The following is an 18082-nucleotide window of genomic DNA, read 5'->3' as shown; positions in this document are numbered from 1 at the left end:
ATGTTATTTGGTTTTTAAAGTGTTGAGTCTTATTGTTTAAAATTTTTTATTAAATTATGTTTAAAATTTATTTATATATTAATGAAAATTAAAAAAATATTTTTAATTTTTTAAAATTTTTATTTTAAATAATACTCATAGGTAATAGTTCTCGAGGTCTTCCTCTTTTATCAATTGCTACATAAATAAATATAGCTTCTGCAGCACAATAAAATTGACCTAACGGTTTAGAATAAATTTTTTTAACCCACACTTCTAGATTAATAGTAATAGAACTATTTCCAGTTTTAATACAATGTGCGTAACAACTTACAACATCTCCTACTGAAACAGGTTTAAGAAAAGTGATCCCGTCTACTTGTACTGTTACTACTCTTCCACCTGCTATTTCTTTGGCTAATATAGCACCACCCATATCCATTTGAGACATAATCCATCCACCAAATATATCACCATTAGCATTGGTATCTGAAGGCATAGTAAGTGTTTTTAACACTATTGTTCCTTGTGGTAATTTGTTTTTTTTTGGCATTATTAAAATTTTCACTCTATTATATTGAAAAAATATACCATTTATTTTTCTTTTAATATTTTAAAATTTATATAAATACTTGTAATTAAAATTGAAATAAACATTAAAAACGAAAGTCCAAATACTTTAAAATTTACCCAAGTTTTTTCTGGTAACCAAAATGCTATATAAATATTTAAAATACTGCAAAATAAAAAAAACAATGCCCAAAAAAAATTAATTTTTTTCCAATAAAAATTGGAAATTTTTATATCTTTTTCTAAAAATCTTTGGATTATAGGTTTTTTTGTCCAAAATTGACTAATGAATAATATTATAGAAAAAATCATATAAATTATTGTTATTTTCCATTTAATAAATTGACTATTATGAAAAAATATTGTTAGAGAACCAAAAATAGAAATTGTAATAAAACTAAATAAATTAATTTTATCTATTTCTTTGTAAATAATCCAATAAAGAAAACAAGTCAAACCTGATGTAAAAATTAAAGATTTTGATGCCGTAAAAATGTCATAAAATCTATAAAATATGAAGAAAGTTAGTATAGGTAACAAATTTAGTATTTTTTTCATATTAACAACCTAAAAAATATTTAATTTTTTAAGAACGTAAAAAAAGCATATAAAAGCGAAATAAATATACAATTAAAATTGAAAAAAATATGTTCATATTAATATTCAATATTAAAAAAATAAAATTTTTACTTATCATATAAGTATTAGAAAATATTGTCGTTAAAATAAATTTAAAACACATCCAAAACAGAACACTTGTTCCAATAATATTTAAATGTTTACAGGAAATAGAAAAACTAAGACGTATACAGTCTATTAAATTATTTTTTTTAAATGATAATATAATAGGTGATAAAGCAAGTAAAACTGATAAAAATATACCTGGAAAAATAAAAAACATAAAACCTATTTGAATAATAAAAGTTGTAATAAAATTTAATATAAATAAATTTGGTAAAAATTTAAATAAAGAGTACACTGAACACTTAATTGATTCTCTTCGATTATTAGATAAATATGTAATTAAAGTAATTATACTACCTAATAAAAAAGTTTTACTTATTAAAAATTCAAATATTTTAAATATTGAATATTTTAATAATTCTTTTTTTTCTTGTGTACTCATATTATTTATTAAGTCAAAAATTGAATGAGAACTTATAAATTTTTTGTTTTCTATCATAGCAATGATATGCATATTAGGTTTAATAAGCATATTTGTTAAAATACTTATAAAAGCAGCTAATGTAGAGATAAAAATAATAATTTTTATTTCTTTAGAAACGAAATGATATGTATCATTGCATAATTCGCGTATTGTAACAGACATATGTATATTCCTTATAAACATTGTATAAAATTTAAAGATTATACACATCTATTTTAGATGGTTTTTTTTTTAAAAAACAATTTATTCATGAAGATAAATAAAATTTAAATTTTTATACACTAAGACTGAATAAATTTAGTGGCTTTTTTTAATTTACCAGTAAAATTTTTTATTTCATCTATCATTTTTTGTTCTTTATTTAAATTTTTTTCAATTATATTTATAATTGCTGAACCACATATTATACCATTAGTACCAGATAAAAGTGATCTTTGAATTTGTATAGAATTTCCAATTCCAAATCCTTGTAAAAGTGGAAGAGAATTATATTTTTTTACTCTTTTTATAAATACATTAGACAATGATGCTGTTTCTTTTTCTATCCCTGTTACTCCTGAACGAGATAATAAATAAATATACCCTTTTGCATATAAAGAAAGTTTAGATAAAAATGTATTATCTGCATCTGGTGGGCATATGAAAATAGAATCAATATCGTATTGATTTGCCATTTTGTAAAAAGAGCTATATTCTTCTATAGGAACATCTGCTATTAATACAGAATCTATACCAAATCGAAAACATTCATAATAAAAGTTTTCAATACCGTAATTGTATATTAAATTAGCATATAATAAGATACCTATAGGTAAATTTGGATATTTATTACGTATATTTTTAATTACTGCAAAACATTTTAAAAAAGTGTTTTTTTTAGATAACGAACGTAGACTTGCATTCTGAATAGTGGGACCATCGGCTAGTGGATCTGAAAAAGGCATTCCTAATTCTAATGCATCTGCTCCACTTTCAATTAGTGTCTCAATAATTTTTAATGACGTTTCTAAAGAAGGATCTCCTATAACTACAAATGGTACAAAACATCCTTCTTTCAACAAAGATAAATTTTGAAATATTTTTTTATAACGACTCATTTTTTTATTCCTGTTTATTTAAAATATCACGAACCGTAAATATATCTTTATCTCCACGTCCAGAAAGATTAACGATAAATATTTGTTCTTTTTTAGGATAAAGACACATTAGTTTCAATGCATAAGCTAATGCGTGAGAAGATTCTAATGCAGGAATAATACCTTCTTTTTTAGATAGAATCTGAAATGCTTCTAAAGCTTCTATATCAGTAATAGAAACATATTTAGCACGATTAGTACTATTTAACCAAGAATGTTCAGGACCAACGGATGGAAAATCTAAACCAGCAGAAATAGACCAGGATTTTTCTATTTGACCTTCTTGACTTTGCATCAAATGTGATTTCATTCCAAAATAAATACCTGTTCTACCATGAGTTAACGGTGCTCCATGTTTACCTGTTTCTATACCTTTACCAGCTGGTTCTACACCAATTAAATTTACCCTTTCGTCTATAAAATCAGAAAAAATACCAATTGCATTAGACCCTCCTCCTACACAAGCAATAATTGCATCCGGCAACCTATCTTCTTGTTCTAAAATTTGTTTTTTTGCTTCTTCTCCAATCATTTTTTGAAATTCTTTTACGATTGTTGGGTAAGGATGCGGACCTGCAGCTGTACCAATCATATAATGGGATTTTTGGTAATTTCTAGACCAATCGCGCAAAGCTTCATTACATGCATCTTTTAATGTTCCTGAACCACTTTCTACTGATATAACTTCTGCACCCATTAATTTCATTCGAAAAACATTAGGACTTTGTCTTTTTATATCTTTGCAACCCATATAAATTTTACATTTTAAGTTAAATAATGCACAAGCAATAGCAGCAGCAACACCATGTTGACCAGCACCAGTTTCAGCAATTATTTCTTTTTTCTTCATTTTTACTGCTAGCATTGCTTGTCCTAACACTTGATTGGTTTTATGTGCTCCTCCATGTAATAAATCTTCTCTTTTAAGATAAATACGTGTTTTTGTACCTTTAGTTAGATTATTACATAAAGTTAATGGAGTTGGTCTTCCTGCATAGTTTTTTAAAAAATCAAAAAATTTTTTTTGAAAATTTGGATCTTTTTTTGCATCAACAAAATTTTTTTCTAATTGATATAAAGCTGGCATTAATATTTGAGGAACATACATACCTCCAAATTTGCCAAAATAAGGATTAAGTAAAGTCATTTTTAATTGATTTCCAGTTTTTTTTAAAAAAATAATTTATTAAAATATTAGTGTTTTAAAAATTAAATTAATTTTTTTGTGATCTTTAATTCCAGGAGATTTTTCTACTCCTGAATTAAAATCTAATCCTGAACAGTTAAATTGAGATGCAATAAGAAAATTATCTGTGTTAATACCTCCTGCTAAAATCACATTGTCTAAAACAGATTCTTTTAAAATAGACCAATTAAAGGGTCTATTAGTTCCTCCTGAACCAGAATCAAAAATATATTTATTGATATTATTTAAATTTAACAATGGTAAAGTTGATTGAATGGAAAAAGCCTTCCAAATTTTTATGTTTTTACATAGTTTTTTTCTTAGTATATTAATATAGTTTTGATCTTCAGAACCATGTAATTGAACAGCATATAAAGAAAGTTCTTCAGCTGTGTCGATAATTATTTCTATATCTTGATTTTGAAAAACACCTACAAATCTTAAACTATTATCTAAGATAATTTTTTTTGCAGTTTTTTTATTAATTTTACGTAATGAATTTTTTGCAAAAATTAATCCTCCGTAAACTGCTCCACAATTTTCTACAATTTTTGCGTCAATAGTACGAGTTAGTCCACATATCTTATTATCGCCTATTATTAAAGATTTTATATTTGTTTCTAAGTTTTTTTTACGCATTAAACTTGAACCTATTAAAAAACCATTAACAATTTTACTTAATTCTTTTATTTGATAATGTGTTTTTATGCCAGATTCACTGATAATAATTCTATTTTTAATTAAAGGTGATAAACTTCGTGTTCTATTTAAATCTATTGATAAATCATGTAAATTACGGTTGTTGATTCCAATAATAGAAGCATTTAATTTAATAGCTCGCTTTAACTCTTCAATGTTATTAATTTCTGTTAATATTCCCATGTTTAATTCTTTAGCAATGCTAGATAGTTCAACATATTGAACATCATTTAACACGGATAACATTAATAAAATAGCATCAGCATTGTAATATCTAGCCAAATAAACTTGATATGGATCAATAAAAAAATCCTTACACAAAATTGGTTGATATACACACTTTCGTACTATGTTTATATATTCTATATTTCCATTAAAATATTTTTCGTCTGTAAGAACTGAAATGGCTGAAGCGTACTTTTTATAAATGTTTGCAATTTCAATTAAATTAAAATTTTTTCTTATTATTCCTAAAGAAGGAGAACTTTTTTTGCATTCTAATATAAAAAAAGGTCGTTTTTCTTTTAAAATCTCGTAAAAATTACGTGTTTCTTTATTGATTTTGTCTTTAAACGTAGTTAATGGTTGTTTTTTTTTTCTATATTTAATCCAATCTACTTTATCTTTTATAATTTTATTTAGTATTGTCTCTGGCATATTAATCTTCTTTCGACATATTAGAAACCTGAATTATATGTTTATAAACGTCTCCGCTGCGAATTTTCTTTAGTGCTACTTTTGTATTTTCTTTTAAATTTTCGTATCCAAAGTTTTTTAACAACATTGCAACATTAACCGCAATTAATTCTTCATGTAACTTTTCACCCTTACCTTTCATTGTTTTTTTAAAAATATGATAATTTTCTTCTGATGAACATTCTACAGATATGGATTTAGAATGGCTTTTTATACCAAAATCTTCTGGTTCTAATTCATACGAATAAATTTTATTATTTAATAATTCAGCAACGTATGTCGTACCATGCAATGTAACTTCATCTGTATCATTACCATGTAAAACTATACCACGTTGGTATTTTAGTTTTTTTAAAATTTTAGACATAGGATTTATTAAATCTTTTTTATAAACACCAATTACAGTCAACGGAGGACTGGAAGGATTAAGAAAAGGTCCCAATAAATTAAAAATAGTTTTAATTTTTAGAATACTACGAGTGTTAGAGGCATATTTAAAGCTATTATGATATCTAGGGGCGAAAAGAAAACAAATATTTAATTTATTCAAAATTTTTTTAGAATTTTCTAGAGATCCATTTAAGTTAATTTTAAATTTATTTAAAATATCAGAAGAACCCGATTTACTTGAAACCCCTTTATTACAATGCTTAATAATTTTAAATCCACATGATGCAGCAACAAAAGCACTTGCAGTTGAAACATTGATAGTATTTTTAGTATCTCCACCTGTTCCAACTATATCAGAAAAAAGATAATTGGGTCTAGGAAAGAATTTCATTCTTTCTAAAAATGCATATATTGCACCTAATATTTCTTCTTCTGACTCACCATTCATTTGCATTGCTGTTAAAATAGATGATAATTGTATTTCGTTGATCTTACCTAAAGCAATTGATTTAAAAAGTTGATAGCTTTCTTCTTGATTTAAAGATTTTGATTCATAAATCTTATTAAATATATTTTGCATTGATTACCTTTTAAAACTTTAATTAAAAAATTAATATTTTTTTATTATCTTAGATAATTTTTCACAATAATCTATTGACTAAAATAATTCAAATTAAATTTTAAAAAACTTTATTCTTGAATATTTTGTTATTATTTAGAAATGAAAATTTTAAAAAATAAAGCATAACTGTTATTAGTTTAATATGTTATATAGTAAATATTTTTATTATCTTGGAATTTTGAAATGAATAAAATTATAGTAATAACATTGTTCTGTTTAGTATCAATTACTTGGGGAACCACTTGGATAGCAATGAAAATTGCGGTAGAAACAATTCCACCCTTTTTCGCAACTGGAATACGATTTTTAGCCGCTTCTCCTTTATTAATTATACTTTCTTATTTAACAAAAACACCTCTCTTATTTCCATACGGTCAAAGACGTTTTCAGATTTTTATTTCTATTTTTTATTTTTCAATACCTTTTACATTAATGTTGTATGGTAGTAGTTGTGTAAATTCTTCTATTTCTTCTATTATCTTTGCTAATATGCCTGTTTTAGTATTACTAATTTCACACGTTTATTTAAAAAAAAAAATAAATTTTATTCAAAAAATCGGTATTATAACCTCTTTAATTACATTATTTTTTATATTACTAATAGATCTTAAATCAGAATATTTTTTTCAGTGGAAAGGAATTTTAGCTTTACTTTTAGCATTACTCAGTCATGCCATAATTTATGTTGAATGCCAAAAAAAATCTTGTGATGTATCTGTTATTACATTTAATGCATTACCATCTTTAATATCTGGAATATTGTTATCTACAATATCTTGGTTTATCGAAACTCCTCATATTAATTTCTTTTCTACTAGATCTATTTTAGCTATTTTTTATCTTGGTAATTTTTGTGGAATTTGTGGCATTTTATCTTATTTTTATTTGCAAAAAAGAGTGAGTTCATTCTATGCTTCTATTGTTTTTTTAATTTTTCCATTAATTGCAGGTTTTTTAGAAATGTATATTTATAAAAAAACAATTTTATTATATAAATTATGGTTTGTTTTTCCATCAGGATTGGGAATATTATTAACTTTAATTCCTGTGAACTTTTTTAAAAATGTCATAAGGTTTTCAAAATGACTGAAAAAATACAAAAAATATTGTCTAATTTAGGATATGGTTCACGTCGTTTTATTGAACATATGATTAAATGCGGTAATATAACTATTAACGGGAAAAAAGCTATAATTGGTGAATATTTAAATGAAAAAAATCCTGGTGAAATTTTAATTAATAGAAAAAAAATAGTTGTAAAAAGAAAAAACAATAAATCTAAAGTTTTAATTTATAACAAACCTATCGGAGAAATTTGCACTAGAATTGATATTCAAAAAAGATTAACTGTATTTGATAAACTTCCTAAGTTGAATTTAAATCGATGGGTAAGTGTAGGAAGATTAGATATTAATACTAAAGGGTTGTTATTATTCACCAACGATGGCATTTTAGCGAATAAACTTATGCATCCCCGTAATCAAATTGAACGAGAATATAAAATTCGGATTTTTGGAAAAATTAATGAAAATAAAATAAATATTTTAAAAAAAGGAGTTAAAATTACACATGGTAACGTTTCTTTCAAAGAAATAGTACCTTTATATAATAAAAAAGAAGGAAAAAACCAATGGTTTAAGGGGATATTATGTGAAGGTAAAAATCGTGAAATTAGATTAATGTTTAAATCAATTAAATGTGAAGTCAATCAATTAATTAGAGTGCGATATGGTAATATTATTTTACCAAAAAATTTAAAAGAAGGTCAATGGATGATATTAAATTCAATGCTATTGAACAATTTATATAATCTCATTAATGTTAAAGAAAAATAAAATTTTGCACGTTAGAAAAGTATTTAAATTTATTTTTTAAAAAGGTTAATTTTGTGAATTTACTGTTAAGTTATGAATTGTTTTTAGCAAAAACAATTACTTTTTTATTTATTATTGTTTTAATACCATTAACTTACAATATAATAAAAAGAAAAAGAAAAAATAAAAAAAGGTTTAAAATTATTTTATTAGAAGAAAAATATAAAAGTATAAAAAAAAATATTTTATTATCTAAGATGAATAAATTCGAAAAAAAAACTTGGATTAAAGAAAAGAAAAAAAAAGATAAAGAATCCGAAAAAAAAAATAAAAATAAAATTTTAAATACAAGAAAAAAAACACTTTTTATATTAGATTTTAAAGGCGGAATTCATGCAAATGAAGTTATTGGATTAAGAGAAGAAATATCTGCAATACTTTTAGTTGCGAATCAAGATGATGAAGTTCTATTACGATTAGAAAGTTCAGGTGGTGTCATTCATGGATACGGTTTAGCAGCAGCTCAATTAGAAAGATTGCGTCAAAACAAAATACGTTTAATCATATGTATCGATAAGATTGCTGCTAGTGGTGGTTACATGATGGCTTGTGTTGCAAATTATATTATTTCAGCACCATTTGCTATAATAGGTTCAATTGGTGTGGTGGGTCAATTACCTAATTTTAATAAATTATTAAAAAAGTGTAACATTGATATTGAATTGCATACTGCTGGGGATTACAAACGTACATTAACAATGTTTGGTAAAAATACAGAATTAACACGTAAAAAATTTTGTGAAGAATTAAATATAACACATGGAATTTTTAAAAAATTTATAAAAAAAATGAGACCATCTTTAGATATTGAAAGTGTATCTAACGGAGAACATTGGTTTGGAACAATAGCTTTTAAAAAAAATTTAGTTGATGAAATTAACACAAGTGATAGTATTTTAATGTCTAAAATGAAAGAAGAATATATTTTATTAAATATTCAATATATTTATAATAACAAAAAGTTAGAAAATTTTACATCTCTTATTATTGAAAATATTAAAAATTTTATGAGTAAAATATTTTTTTATTAAAAAATGAAAACTATCTTTAAACTTTGATTAACTAATTTGTTAAAAAACATCTTCTTTAAATTAAAATATGTACTATAAAAATTAAAAATACATGTAAATTTTTTAATCTATTTTAAATTTTTATCGCAGTATTGTCTTAAAAAAGAAATTTTTAATGCCATCGGATGAAAATTATGTGTAAATCTTTAGTTATTGTTGAATCGCCAGTTAAAGCAAAAACTATAAGTAGATATTTAGATAATAGATATATAGTAAAATCTAGTGTAGGGCATGTACGAGATTTAATAGGTAATAAATCTAAAAAGAAAAAAAATCTTAAAAAATCCAATTTAAGATGTAATGAAAAAGAAGCTTTAGTACAACAAATGGGAATTAATCCATATAAAAATTGGAAAGCAGAATATCATATTTTACCTGGTAAGGAAAAAATTATTTCTGAATTAAAAGACATTGCAAATACAGTTCACTATATATATCTTGCTACGGATTTAGATAGAGAAGGTGAAGCGATAGCATGGCATTTAAAAGAAGTAATTGGAGGAAATTCTTCTAAATTTCGACGTGTCGTTTTTAATGAAATAACTAAAAAATCAATTGAAAAAGCTTTTAAAAATATTGGTAAAATTAATATGAATCGAGTACATGCACAACAGGCTCGTCGATTCATGGACAGAATTGTAGGATATATGATTTCACCTTTATTATGGAAAAAAATATCAAGAGGATTATCTGCAGGTCGTGTTCAATCTGTAGCTGTTAGGCTGATAACAGAACGAGAATATGAAATTAAAAATTTTATAGAACATGAATACTGGAAGATAAATCTTTCTCTTTTGTCTAGAGAAAATAAAAAAATAATTATGGACGTAACACATTATAAAAATAAAATATTTTTATTAAAAAATAAAAAAGAAGTAAATTCCATAATCGAAAAAATTAAAAATTTATCTTTTTTTGTTACTGATCGAAAAGATAAAATTTTAAAAAAAAAACCACCGGCTCCATTGATCACCTCTACTTTACAACAGGCTTCTAATCTCGAATTAGGATTTAGTGTAAAAAAAACAATGTTTTTAGCACAAAAGTTATATGAGCAGGGATATATAACTTATATAAGAACTGACTCTTGTTTTTTAAGTGATTATGCCATTAAAAAAGTTAGAATATATATAGAAAATACATATGGAAGTGATTATTTACCTAAAAATCCAAATATATATTCAAATCAGAAATATTCTCAAGAAGCTCATGAAGCTATTCGACCATCAGATGTACAACTTACTAATATCAATATTTGTGATGCAGATGCTATAAAATTATATAAATTAATTTGGAATTATTTTGTTGCTTCTCAGATGAAATCTGAAAAATATAAATCTATTAAAACAACTGTCATGGCTGATGCATTTAAATTGCAATCAAATACAAAAATAATACTTTTTTCAGGTTGGACCAAGGCTTTAAAAAAATCAAAAAATATTAATTTTGAATTTCCTATTTTAGATATAGGAAGTGTTTTACTTTTAGATAAAGTTTTACCTAATCAAATCTTTACTAAGCCCCCACCAAGGTTTAGTGAGTCATCTTTAGTACGTGAATTAGAAAAAAAAGGCATTGGAAGACCTTCTACTTATGCTGCTATAATAACAAAAATAAAAGAAAAGGGATATTTAAAAGTTAAAAAAAATAAATTTTATGCTACAAAAATAGGGGAAATTCTTATAACCAGATTGAAAAAAAATTTTTCAGATTTAGTTGATTATCATTTTACAGCTCGTATGGAAAAAAATCTTGACCGAATTTCTGAAAAACTAATTGATTGGAAAAACTTATTAAATTCTTTTTTCGATAATTTTTCCCAACAATTAGAAAGAGCGAAAAAAGATCCTGAAGAAGGTGGTATGGAACCAAATATTACTATTCCAACTGAAATTACTTGTTCTATATGTAATAAAAAGATGGGAATTAAAACAGCTATCACTGGTGTTTTTTTAAGTTGTTTAGGATATAATTCTGAACCTCATGAAAAACGCTGTAAAAACACAATAAATTTAATTTCATTAAATGATTTAAATAAGACAAAAGAAGAAAAAAAAGAAAAAATTTTAAATTCAAAAAAAAGATGTAAAATATGCAATATGGTAATGGATGCTTATTTAATTAATGAAAATTTTAAAATTTACATTTGTATAAATAACCCTAGTTGTAGTGGTTACAATCTTAAGCAAGGTGAATTTAAAAAAAACTTAAATTACTCATTCAAAAAAATAAAATGTAATAAATGTGAAAGTGATATGTTATTTAAAACTGGTAGATTCGGAAAGTTTTTTATGTGTGTTAACAATGAATGCAAAAATACAAGGAAAGTTTTACCTAATGGTAAAATATCAGAACCAAAATTAGAACCTATTCCATTTCCTGATGTTTTATGCAAAAAATCTAATACATGTTTTGTTTTACGAGAGGGAATCTCTGGTATTTTTTTTGCTGCAAATAATTTTCCTAAATCACGCGAAACAAGATCACCTTTTGTTGAAGAACTTGCCAAATTCAAACATTTACTACCAGAAAAATTACACTATTTAGCCAGTGGACCTCAAAAAGATGATAAAGGAAATAAAACTATAGTTTGTTTTAATAAATTAAATAAAAAGCAGTATATTGCTTCTAAAAAAGAAGGAAAATTTACAGGTTGGTCGGCTTTTTTTATTGATAAAAAATGGTGTATTTTTAATAAATAAAATAATTTAATTAATTTTTAAAGAGGTAAATATTGACGTATTTTTTCAGTAATCAATCTAACAAATTTCGGACTACTAGTTAAATTTGCAGTATGATAATTACGATCATCACTATTATTTTCAGTAAAATTACTAGTTAAGCAACCTGCTTCTCTTGCTTGTAATTTTCCTGCTATAAGATCAATAGGTTTGGGATTAAAATCAAATAAGCAATCTATTCTACCAGAAGCTACATAAGCTAAATCTAATACGGTAGAACCAGTACATCTAAGAGAGATTCCACATGAAAGTAATTTTTTGTATATTTCTAAATAAACTAAAGATTGTTCATGGTTTTTAAGAGGTAAATTGACGGCTACTGTAGTATAGTTTAGGCTATTAATATTAGCACATCGAATACGGTAACCATTTAATTGTGAACCTTGTCCCTTGACGGCTGTAAATAAGTCATTTCTTATAGGATCGTATATCACTGATATTTCTGTATTGTTTTTTATAACAACAGCAATAGATATACAAAAATGTGGAAAATTTTTAATAAAATTATTTTTTCCGTCTAATTCATTAATAACCCATAAGGTATTGTTATCATTTTTTATAAAATTAGTATTTTTATCTAAAACAACATGATTTGGATAAGATTTGTAAATTACTTCATTAATTATTCTGTATGTTTTGTACATTATGTTTTTAATAAATATTTTCTTTTTATCTATATCTTCTTTAATAAATTTTTGGGTATCATAATTTTGAACAATAATGTTTCCTCCTCTTCGAATTGCACGAATGGCAATATTTAACATTGGATGCATTATATTCTCCTAAATTTTAAAAAAGATAAAGTGTTATCAAAAAAAATATATTGTTTTTTATATTATCATAATTTATTTATTTTTAATATTTTTAATTAAATTAATTATATATAAAATATTTATGAACCAATTACTTAAGGCTATTAAATGCATAAGGGTATTAATATACAAAATATTTCTGATTATAAGATTAATTTACTGGATTTAAACCGTAAAGAAATAGAACTTTTTCTTGCCTCTCTTGGAGCAAAAAAATTTGTTACAGAACAACTCATGAAATGGATTTATAATTATAACTGCAGTAATTTCGATTTAATGTCAAATCTTAAAAAAGATATGAGAAAAAAAATAAGTGAAAAATCTTATGTATTTGCATCAGATTTTACAGAAGAAAAAGTTTCTTATGACGGTACGATAAAATGGATTACATCTATTGATAAACAAAAAATAGAAACAATTTATATCCCTGAAAAAAAGCGTGCTACTCTTTGTGTTTCTTCACAAATTGGTTGTTCTTTAAAATGCACGTTTTGTGCTACTGGACAACAAGGTTTTAATAGAAATTTAAAAGTTTCTGAAATTATTTCTCAAATTTGGCAAGCAAATAAAAAATTAAAAGAAAAAAACAATAATATAATTACTAATATAGTTTTTATGGGTATGGGGGAACCTTTATTAAATTTAAACAATGTTATTTCTGCAATAAAAATTATTTTAGATAAAAATGGATTTGGATTATCAAAACGTCGTATTACTCTTTCTACTTCAGGAATTGTTCCTGCTTTAGATAAATTAAGTAAAAAGATTGATGTCAGTTTAGCCATATCTTTACATGCACCAAATGATTTTATTAGAAATTCAATTATGCCAATAAACAAAAAATATAATATACAATCTTTTTTAAATTCTGTTTCTCAATATTTAAAAGGTTCTCATGCGAACAGAGGTGGTGTTACTGTAGAATATGTTATGCTGAGTGGTATTAATGATTCAAATAAAAATGCCGAAGAATTAGCAAATATTTTAAAAAAAATACCTAGTAAAATAAACCTTATTCCTTGGAATTTTTTTAAAAATGCAAATTTTGTGTGCAGCAGTAATAATAGAATTAATATTTTTGCAAATATTTTAAGAAAAAAAGGTTTTAACACAACGATTAGAAAAAACAGAGGTCAAGATATTAACGCTGCGTGTGGTCAATTAACTGGAGAGATAATTAATCGTATTAAAAATTAATTATAAATTTTTCAAGAGTATTAATATTTAAACATTTTTAATATTTTATCTGAAATATACTAGAAATACTCTCTTAATTTATAAAAATTATATTAAATATATATAAAAAAAATATGAATAAATATAAAAATATTAAAAGAAGAAAATCTGATCGTATTTACGTTGGTGACGTGCCTATTGGAAATGAAGCACCTATTTCTGTACAATCAATGACTAACACTCAAACTACAAATATAGAAGAAACAATAAAACAAATTATAAAATTAAAAAAAGTAGGAGTTGATATTGTTCGAATTTCTATTCCTACCTTAGAAGCCGCTGAATCATTTAAAATAATTAAATCAAATGTAGAAGTTCCGTTAATTGCAGACATACATTTTGATTATAGATTAGCTATTAAATCAATAAAATATGGAGCTGATTGTTTAAGAATCAATCCAGGCAATATCGGTAATAAAAGAAGAATATCAGAGATAGTTAATTGTGCAAAAGATAAAAATATACCTATTAGAATTGGTGTTAATGCAGGCTCATTAGAAAATGATATATTAAAAAAATATAAATCACCTATTCCTGAAGCTTTAGTAGAATCAGCCGTCAGGCATGTTGAATATTTAGATAGTTTAAACTTTGATCAATTTAAAGTTAGTATAAAAACATCTGATGTTTTTTCAGGAGTAAAAGCGAACGAAATTTTAGCAAAAAAAATCACACAACCAATACATATTGGGATAACAGAATCAGGAGCTTTGCGAAATGGAATAGTTAAATCTTCTATTGGGATTACTTTTCTATTGTTAGCTGGTATTGGTGATACTTTAAGAATTTCACTTGCTGCAGATCCAGTAGAAGAAGTCAAAGTAGGATATGATATTCTCAAAACTTTAGGAATTAGATTTAGAGGTGTTAATTTTATTGCATGTCCGACTTGTTCTAGACAAGAATTTGATGTGATTAATGTAGTTAATCAATTAGAAAAAAATTTAGAAGATCTTTCCACTCCTATGGATGTTTCTATTATTGGTTGTATTGTTAATGGAATCGGAGAAGCTAAAGTATCTACATTAGGAATTGTTGGAGGTTCTAAAAAAAGTGCGTTATATGAAGATGGTATACGTCAAAAAAATAAATTAAAAAACGAAGAAATCGTTAAAAAACTTGAGATTCAAATTCGTAAAAAAGCAAAATTTTTAGATAAATTAAAAAAAAATAATATTTAACTATTATCAAAAAATATACTTAAGAAACATAATAAGAGAAAATAGTGAATAAAAAAATTAATTCAGTAAGAGGAATGCATGATTATCTTCCTGAAGAATTAAAAATTTGGAAAAAGATAGAAAATACTATAAAACAAATATTAACTAGTTATTGTTATGAAGAAATTAGATTACCTATATTAGAAAAAACTAAAATTTTTCAAAGAGCTATTGGCAATGTAACTGATGTAGTTGAAAAAGAAATGTATTCTTTTAAAGATAGAAGAGGAAATAGTTTAACTTTACGTCCTGAAGGAACAGTAGGTTGCGTGCGTGCTATTATAGAAAATAATTTATTGTTTAATAAAAAGAAACAAAGATTTTGGTATTTAGGTCCTATGTTTAGATATGAAAGACCACAAAAAGGTCGATATCGTCAATTTTATCAATTAGGAGTTGAAGTTTTTGGATTGAATACAGCCGATATTGACTTAGAAATTATTTTATTAATAAGTCGTTTGTGGAAATGTTTAGGTGTTGATCCTTACGTAAAATTAGAAATTAATTCCATTGGTTCGAAAGTAGATCGTGTTAAATATCAAAAAGAATTAGTTTTTTTTCTTGAAAAACATAAAAATCTTTTAGATGAAGATTCTAAAAAACGCTTATATACAAATCCGTTCAGAATTTTAGATTCTAAAAATACTGTTTTGCAGAAAATTTTAAAAAAAGCTCCATTATTAAAAAATTATATTAATTCTTCTTCAATTAATCACTTTAACACTTTGTGTAATATGATGGATTCATATGGAATAAAATATATACATAACTATAATTTAGTACGAGGATTAGATTATTATAACAGTACTGTATTTGAATGGAAAACAGATCAAATAGGATCGCAAAATACTATTTGTGCCGGAGGAAGATATGATTCTTTAGTGCAAGAATTGGGTGGAAATAAAACATCTGCAATAGGATTTGCTATAGGTATCGAACGTTTAGTTTTGTTGATACGATCTTTAAATATTTTTTCTTGTAAAGAAGAAGAAATTAATATTTATATCATATTTATAGGAGAATTAAATAAAGTTTATGCAGTAAGATTGTCAGAAGAAATTAGAAACATATATCCTAAATTAAAAATATTTGTAGATTTTTTAACTTGTAGTCTTTCAAAAAAAATAAAAAACGCTGTAGCTTCTTTAGCTCGCGTTGCAATCTTAATAGGTACAAATGAAATAAAGGAAAATTGTTTTTTATTGAAAGATTTAAAAAAAGGAAAAGAATATTTTTTTTCAAAAAGTGAATTAATACTAAAAATTAAAAAATTTTTTAATAAATAAAATATTTAAAAAAATTATCTATATAAAATTTAATTATATATGTTTAATTTTCATCTTTTAAATTCATAGGAAAAAAATGTTTAATAAAAAAATAGAATTTTCAAAATATGATCCAGAATTATGGAAAGCTATTAATCAAGAAAAAAAAAGACAAGAAAATCATATAGAATTAATTGCATCAGAAAACTATACTAGTAATTATGTCATGTATGCACAAGGTTCACAATTAACTAATAAATATGCAGAAGGTTATCCTGAAAAACGTTACTATGGTGGTTGTGAATACGTAGATATTGTAGAAAAATTAGCAATTAATCGAGCAAAAAAGCTTTTCAATGCTGATTATGCCAATGTTCAACCGCATTCAGGATCTCAAGCTAATTTTGCTGTTTATACCGCATTACTAAATCCTGGCGATACAATATTAGGAATGAAATTATCTCATGGAGGTCACTTAACACATGGTTCTTCTGTAAATTTTTCAGGAAAAATATATAATGTAATTGGATACGGAGTAGATAAAAACGGAGAAATCGACTATCAAGAAATGTTGAAATTAGCAAAAAAATATAAGCCTAAGATGATCATTGGTGGTTTTTCAGCATATTCTGGAATTTGTAATTGGTCAAAAATGCGCAATATTGCTGATGAAATTAACGCTTACTTTGTTGTTGATATTGCTCATGTTGCTGGCTTAATAGCTGCAAATCTTTATCCTAATCCTATAGATTATGCACACGTGGTAACAAGTACAACACATAAAACATTAGCAGGTCCTCGAGGTGGCTTAATTCTAGCTAAAAATGGAACTGATACATTCTATAAAAAAATAAATTTATCTGTTTTTCCAGGTGCACAAGGTGGCCCACTTATGCATGTTATTGCTGCGAAAGCTGTTGCTTTTAAAGAAGCTTTAGAACCCAGTTTTAAAATATATCAAAAACAAGTCATTAAAAATGCTAAAATTATGGCTCAATATTTTTTAAAAAAAGATTATCAGATTGTATCTGGAAATACATCTAATCACTTATTTTTACTAGATCTAACAAATAAACAAATAACAGGACAAGAAGCTGATATTGCTTTAGGAAAATGTAATATCACTGTTAATAAAAACACTGTTCCGAATGATTTAAGAAGTCCTTTTATTACTTCTGGAATTCGTATTGGAACACCTGCTGTAACAAAAAGAGGTTTTAAAGAAAACGAAATGTTACAAGTATCAGATTGGATAATTCATATTATAAATAATATTAAAAACAAAAATAGCCTTATTAATATAAAAAATGAAGTACTAGAACTTTGTTCAAAGTATCCTGTTTATATTTAAATTAAAATATACTTAGTGTATCCATCTTTGTTAAAGATAATATTAATTATGATAATAATAAATTTTT

General features: G+C 24.7%; 16 protein-coding genes. 8 read left to right on the top strand and 8 right to left on the bottom strand.

Features of this window, described 5'->3' with window-relative positions; genetic code table 11:
- Positions 1 to 124: 124 nt before the first annotated feature.
- From yciA to trpD, 7 genes are all read right to left on the bottom strand, one after another.
- Positions 125 to 532 carry an acyl-CoA thioester hydrolase YciA gene (gene yciA / locus QZ401_RS02075; protein ID WP_295164500.1) on the bottom strand — a complete coding sequence of 136 codons (408 nt, stop codon included), beginning with the start codon at positions 530 to 532 and terminating at the stop codon, positions 125 to 127.
- Between the two features lie 41 nt (positions 533 to 573).
- Positions 574 to 1107 (bottom strand): septation protein A, encoded by a 534-nt coding sequence (locus QZ401_RS02070; RefSeq protein ID WP_295164498.1) that lies wholly within the window; start codon positions 1105 to 1107, stop codon positions 574 to 576.
- Positions 1108 to 1135: 28 nt separating this feature from the next.
- A complete protein-coding gene (locus QZ401_RS02065; RefSeq protein WP_295164497.1) occupies positions 1136 to 1879 on the bottom strand; it encodes a YciC family protein in 744 nt (247 codons plus the stop codon).
- Positions 1880 to 1998: 119 nt separating this feature from the next.
- Positions 1999 to 2814: a tryptophan synthase subunit alpha gene (trpA, locus tag QZ401_RS02060; RefSeq protein ID WP_295164495.1), complete on the bottom strand. Its 816-nt coding sequence runs from the start codon at positions 2812 to 2814 to the stop codon at positions 1999 to 2001.
- Positions 2815 to 2818: 4 nt separating this feature from the next.
- On the bottom strand, positions 2819 to 4000 hold the full coding sequence (trpB, locus tag QZ401_RS02055; RefSeq protein WP_295164493.1) for a tryptophan synthase subunit beta: 1182 nt from the start codon (positions 3998 to 4000) through the stop codon (positions 2819 to 2821).
- A gap of 39 nt (positions 4001 to 4039) precedes the next feature.
- Positions 4040 to 5395 (bottom strand): bifunctional indole-3-glycerol-phosphate synthase TrpC/phosphoribosylanthranilate isomerase TrpF, encoded by a 1356-nt coding sequence (gene trpCF / locus QZ401_RS02050; RefSeq protein ID WP_295164492.1) that lies wholly within the window; start codon positions 5393 to 5395, stop codon positions 4040 to 4042.
- A gap of 1 nt (position 5396) precedes the next feature.
- The gene (gene trpD, locus QZ401_RS02045) at positions 5397 to 6404 is read right to left on the bottom strand and encodes an anthranilate phosphoribosyltransferase (RefSeq protein ID WP_295164489.1); all 1008 of its coding nucleotides are present in this window, start codon (positions 6402 to 6404) and stop codon (positions 5397 to 5399) included.
- 225 nt (positions 6405 to 6629) lie between these two features.
- On the opposite strand from trpD, the gene QZ401_RS02040 reads away from it, so the two are divergent.
- The 4 genes from QZ401_RS02040 (at position 6630) to topA (ending at position 12092) form a co-directional block, all read left to right on the top strand.
- Positions 6630 to 7532 (top strand): DMT family transporter, encoded by a 903-nt coding sequence (locus QZ401_RS02040; protein WP_295164487.1) that lies wholly within the window; start codon positions 6630 to 6632, stop codon positions 7530 to 7532.
- Complete coding sequence (locus QZ401_RS02035; RefSeq protein WP_295164484.1) at positions 7529 to 8281, top strand: pseudouridine synthase; 753 nt, start codon at positions 7529 to 7531, stop codon at positions 8279 to 8281. Before QZ401_RS02040 ends, QZ401_RS02035 begins: the two co-directional genes overlap by 4 nt.
- A gap of 53 nt (positions 8282 to 8334) precedes the next feature.
- Entirely contained in the window at positions 8335 to 9351 is a 1017-nt protein-coding gene (sohB, locus tag QZ401_RS02030; protein ID WP_295164483.1) for a protease SohB, read from the top strand.
- Between the two features lie 173 nt (positions 9352 to 9524).
- Positions 9525 to 12092, top strand: coding sequence for a type I DNA topoisomerase (gene topA, locus QZ401_RS02025; protein ID WP_295164482.1), 2568 nt, complete (start codon positions 9525 to 9527; stop codon positions 12090 to 12092).
- Positions 12093 to 12109: 17 nt separating this feature from the next.
- On the opposite strand, the gene QZ401_RS02020 is transcribed toward topA, so the two are convergent.
- A complete protein-coding gene (locus QZ401_RS02020) occupies positions 12110 to 12904 on the bottom strand; it encodes an inositol monophosphatase family protein (protein WP_295164480.1) in 795 nt (264 codons plus the stop codon).
- 147 nt (positions 12905 to 13051) lie between these two features.
- On the opposite strand from QZ401_RS02020, the gene rlmN reads away from it, so the two are divergent.
- The 4 genes from rlmN (at position 13052) to glyA (ending at position 18015) form a co-directional block, all read left to right on the top strand.
- The gene (rlmN, locus tag QZ401_RS02015; protein WP_295164478.1) at positions 13052 to 14140 is read left to right on the top strand and encodes a 23S rRNA (adenine(2503)-C(2))-methyltransferase RlmN; all 1089 of its coding nucleotides are present in this window, start codon (positions 13052 to 13054) and stop codon (positions 14138 to 14140) included.
- Between the two features lie 113 nt (positions 14141 to 14253).
- A complete protein-coding gene (gene ispG, locus QZ401_RS02010; RefSeq protein ID WP_295164476.1) occupies positions 14254 to 15360 on the top strand; it encodes a flavodoxin-dependent (E)-4-hydroxy-3-methylbut-2-enyl-diphosphate synthase in 1107 nt (368 codons plus the stop codon).
- A 44-nt stretch (positions 15361 to 15404) separates the two neighbouring features.
- Positions 15405 to 16685 carry a histidine--tRNA ligase gene (hisS, locus tag QZ401_RS02005; RefSeq protein ID WP_295164474.1) on the top strand — a complete coding sequence of 427 codons (1281 nt, stop codon included), beginning with the start codon at positions 15405 to 15407 and terminating at the stop codon, positions 16683 to 16685.
- 76 nt (positions 16686 to 16761) lie between these two features.
- A complete protein-coding gene (gene glyA / locus QZ401_RS02000; protein ID WP_295164472.1) occupies positions 16762 to 18015 on the top strand; it encodes a serine hydroxymethyltransferase in 1254 nt (417 codons plus the stop codon).
- The last annotated feature ends 67 nt before the right edge of the window (positions 18016 to 18082 follow it).

The organism is uncultured Buchnera sp., assembly GCF_913776765.1.
Lineage (GTDB): Bacteria > Pseudomonadota > Gammaproteobacteria > Enterobacterales > Enterobacteriaceae > Buchnera > Buchnera aphidicola_AO.
Note: the sequence above shows the minus strand (reverse complement) of the source record. Positions and strands in the feature narration are given on the sequence as shown.